Below are 4,445 nucleotides of genomic sequence, written 5' to 3'. Positions count from 1 at the left end.
TCCTTCCACCACGTGGCCCTCACGCGGTGGAAGGAGCCTCTCAGGCGGCGCTTAACCACACCAATACCGGCGCTGAACAGCGCAAACTCTGGGAACGCACCCTGGCGCTAACCCGCACCACAGATGGACCCCTCAAGAGCGAATATTCACGCAGCCAAGACTCCGTTCAGCGCATCAGCGCCGCGGCTCCGGCGGGCCCAAAGAATTCGATGTCCACGGCTTCTCCCAGGAAATGGTGCGGGTTTCTCAGGTTCATGCCCACTGCGAGATTCACCGACATGACCGACTACTCTCGAACGCTATGGTGGTTCAACTCTGCAGACATTGACAGAATGCTCACCTAAAGCCTTTGGAAAGCTGTCACCGAACGCTCAGTGGCGTCAGCACCCACTGGCGATCAGCCACGACGCATGAGTGTGGCGCAGGTCGTGAATCCTTGGATTCTTCGTCAGCCCTGTACCTGGGCGGTACGAACGGCAGGCACCCAGTAGTGATGCCAATAGAGCTTGTGGATGATGCGCCGCCCTTGGGCGTCGTGAACACAAGTTCCTTGCCGGGCCTGCTCGCCACCAAAGGGATCAGCAATTCCAACCTTCGTGCTTCGAACGAACTAAGGCTCTAAGTAAAAGTCTCCCGTTTCCGCGACCTGCCGAAGAGCTTTCGGGGGCTCTTAGGATTGCGGGACGACGTTCGTGTCGTTGTTTGGGACACGCCCGGCTGCCCGGAACCGTGCCCGCCGTCTCGAGGACCTGTGACACCACAGGTGTGGTCGCCTCGTCGAGTTATTGAGTGGAGTCTTCTCGAACGACGACGCCTTCGTCTCCGGGGAGTACTTTGCCCTGATCCCGCTCGGCCTGATCCTCAACGTTGAGCTCCCAAGCGTCTCCCGTAGAGCAGACGGCAGTAGCGCCCACTCGGTAGGATTTATCAGCTGCGTTAGTATCGAAGCTTGCGCGAAGGACAGCCCCCCCTTCTGCGAAAACGGTCGGGTGTGTCGTTGGATTGACGGTGCGTACAGTCATGCCGAGGGATTTCCAATATTCGGCTACGCGTTTGGCGTCCTCAACATGTTCGGTTTCTTGGGGTTCCGCCACCGCGCACATCTGAATAGGCCGCCGCGGCGGCCAGGCCGAAGCCCGCGCACCTAGCGTCAGAGGGACGCCACCACAAGCCATGTCAACACGTTAAAGCAAAAAACCCTCTGACGAGGGAATATGCTGTGCCCGAGGTGGGACTCGAACTGCATTCCAGCCCTTGCAAACACAGGGAACCCGCGAAAGCATGCGGAAACCGTGCCAGTCCGAAGCCAGTAAGAGCCACTACGAGACGAAAAGTGTGGACAATGTCCACAGGCGTTTCGGCATTGGCTTAGTTGAGTGACCTCAGTGATTCATTTGGGCACCGGGATTCGGTGAAGGCAATCTGTCAGGCAGTGTCCGCCTTTTGAAGGCCGGCTTTGTAAGGACAAGCGTGTTCGATCGTGCAAGCACTGTGCTGATTGTCGCATCGAAAAAGCGAATCTGCTCGCGTGGTTCTACTACTATGCAGTACACGAACAGCGGTTTCGTGCTTTTCATCTGTCCACGCGTATCGCTCATGCCATCCCTCTGCTGAGAGGATTCCAATGGCAGTACTTTTGAACCCATAATCCTCCAAGGCGTCAACGAAATTCTTTGGCTCGCACTCTTCCCCGGAATCGTCAGTTGTCATGTCCCAGGGCGAAGCTAAATTCCAACCTTTCCTCTCATCCCACAGACTCAAGATCAGGGCGCATCCAATCAACAGAGCCGCGCAAGTCGCCAAGCCGACGTTTATCCAGAGGACGATCATCGTGCCTAAGTGAAGCTGGACCGTGGGCGTGGAGCCCTCTTGTTCAGTGGCAAAGGCAAGAGCTGCGGCCGCGATGATCGGCTGCGCCACCGCCAGAGCTGCGACGAGCCGGAGCCGTGACACCATACGCGCTGCCACCCCTGTGAACGTGGAGTGAGCGATAGTGGCGGCAACGGCAGCGGCCGTAGTAATAAGAACCGCGATGATGTTTGTGACTTGGGAAGTCGACCAATTCTTTGTGTGCACCGAAGCGATGATCGTCAGCCACCACAAACCGCCGGCAACTACGGCACATGAAAAAACGGCGTTGGTCAGCCACCCCCGCGACGTCATGCGAAAATCGACTTGGGCAAGGCAAAGGGATCCGTTCGGTATCTCTACACCGTGCAGACCAACCGTGGCCGTGTGACCCACCACACGGTCATTGGTGTATTTCCTCCCGTCTTCATTCGGCCGCCCGGCGAGCAACCGTGCTCGGACCACTTCCACCCCAGGGGGTGCAGTCAATTCCAAGTGGTAGCTGGAGGCGTTCTCGGCACCCGGCACCTGTAACCGGATACTTGTGGGAATCAGGCCCATGGCAGCTGGGAAGCTTACGCGAACCTTTCTTTTTGCTTGGAGAAGTCTCCACCTCCACGAATGGGAATTTGAGGGGGCCGCCTCTGGTCGCCCTCCCGCTACTTCGCCCGCACTCTCTTTCCTGTCATCACGCTCATCCTCGGGCTGCGCCGGCCTTGGCGTGGGCTGATCATCATGCCGATAGAAGGTCATGTGATCGACTTGCGTGACTAAAGGAGTCATACGGTTCCAGCCTGTGGGTTCATTGAACTCCAGGTTTAGTAACCGATGGCGCTTTGTTATCTCATCTTTCTTGCCGGCCGGAAGGAAGACGTACAGCGAAAAATTCTTGCACAGAAGATAAACAACGGCTCGTACGAGTGGATCGCTAGCAAGTGGTATCAAGTAGGTTGGCATTTTTTGCTCTTCGGCCCCAAAGGACGCTAACGCTTGCTTTGATTCCTTCTTTTCACCGGCGACGAGCTCACGGATGAAAGGCAGAACCTTTTCGTAGTCGACCTCAGGCCTGAGGGTGGCTACAGCAGCAAGTAGGAGAGATTCGTCCAACTGCTGGGTCAGGCGAATCCCAGGCGTCGGCAACACCTGGCCGTACTCATCAGTTATCCGCATATTGACCACGGTGCGTCTCCGCATCAGCGTGATGGGCACAATCCAAAACCGGCTGCCAGTCCTGTCAATCACAACGGGTGCGTCCTCGCGCACATTGAAGTCGACGGTGATACGACGGGTCACATTGCGGTCCTCATCAAACCTGACTTTCTCCACCCTCCTAACCATCCACCGATTGAACTGCATCTCGCCAAGCAAAAGTCGTCGGCCTATTTCCGCACAGAGCGGATCCACCAATTTTCCGCGTCTGTGGCTGACGCTGAGTGCGTGGTCAGTCGGATCCAGGGACCACTCTCCGTCCCCGATTGTTTGCTGCCCAGTTTGACGCTCATCTAACCCAGTCATTGCAAATACCTCCGCACATCATCAGGAATGATTCACACTCGTGAACACCCCAGCTGTTCGAAGGCACGCTTCTTGGCCAATGGCCTCGTTATACACCCTTGCGCCAAGGCCATCAACCGGTTGCCCGGCGATTATCGACCGCAGGCTTCGATTTCCGACAACGCAGTTCATAAGCCTGCCTTCCGGTCTACGCTTCTCCCGCTGCTGCTCGCAGCCCACAGCCAGCCATTCGGGACTTCTGGCGGGATTCATCAGCCCTTGATTCTTGTGTCATGGCCCTTTGCCACCGAAGTCATGCTGCCCCATCACCGCGCACCGATGAACGAGTACAAGCTGTATCGCTGCTTGTCATTCTGATAGTTCCCATGATCGCTGGGCGGGTCCTCCGCGCAACCAGGGCGCTACCGCGCCGGCCCCGCTGCCGGTCCCCCAAGTTGCACTCCGGCCCCTCAGCCCAGCGGATCGTCCCCTACCAGACCGACGCCCACCACCAACGAACCGCAGAAAATCCACGCAACACCAGGGTGAAAGAAACTAATCATGGAAAAGCTCACCATCAAAACACCAGCAGATGTCCTCAGCTTCATCGGGCACACCCTCGGCTTCTGGCCACAGGAAAGCCTCGTCTGCATCACCCTTCACGAGAACAGCATCGGCGCCACACTCCGTATCGACCTCCCCCAACTCCCCGGGCAAGAACTCCCCTACGCCCGGACGGTCGCCCACTACCTCACCTCCGACACCACCGCCACATCACTCCTCTTCGCCATCTACACCAGCGAACCCAGCCAGCCCGGACAACCAAAACCCCACGCAGCGACCATCGCCGCCCTGACCGGCGTCCTCGCTGAACAGGACATCACCATTCGGGACGGACTTTTCGTCGGAGACGACACGTTCTCCCCCTACGACGACGAACCAGGCACTACCCTCGCACTGCCCGTCACCGACACCCAGACCAGCGCCATCAACGCTGAATTCATCTACCGCGGCAGCACCGTACAGCCCACCGACCGTGTCACCCTTCCAGCCACCGGCCAGGATGAAGCGAAAGCTGCAGCCGTTGAGCAGCATATGAAAGC

The 4,445-nt window shown here is 57.8% G+C and carries 2 protein-coding genes; one reads left to right on the top strand and one right to left on the bottom strand.

Annotated features, from left to right (window positions below; all coding sequences use genetic code 11):
- Positions 1–1,425 precede the first annotated feature (1,425 nt).
- Complete coding sequence (locus AC1DBN_RS21275) at positions 1,426–3,141, bottom strand: hypothetical protein (RefSeq protein ID WP_477724176.1); 1,716 nt, start codon at positions 3,139–3,141, stop codon at positions 1,426–1,428.
- A 762-nt stretch (positions 3,142–3,903) separates the two neighbouring features.
- Here AC1DBN_RS21275 and AC1DBN_RS21270 point away from each other — a divergent pair.
- The coding region (locus AC1DBN_RS21270; RefSeq protein WP_477724175.1) for a DUF4192 family protein at positions 3,904–4,445 on the top strand (542 nt) is incomplete at its 3' end.

This window comes from Pseudarthrobacter sp. 10T415 (assembly GCF_056394175.1).
Note: the sequence above shows the minus strand (reverse complement) of the source record. Positions and strands in the feature narration are given on the sequence as shown.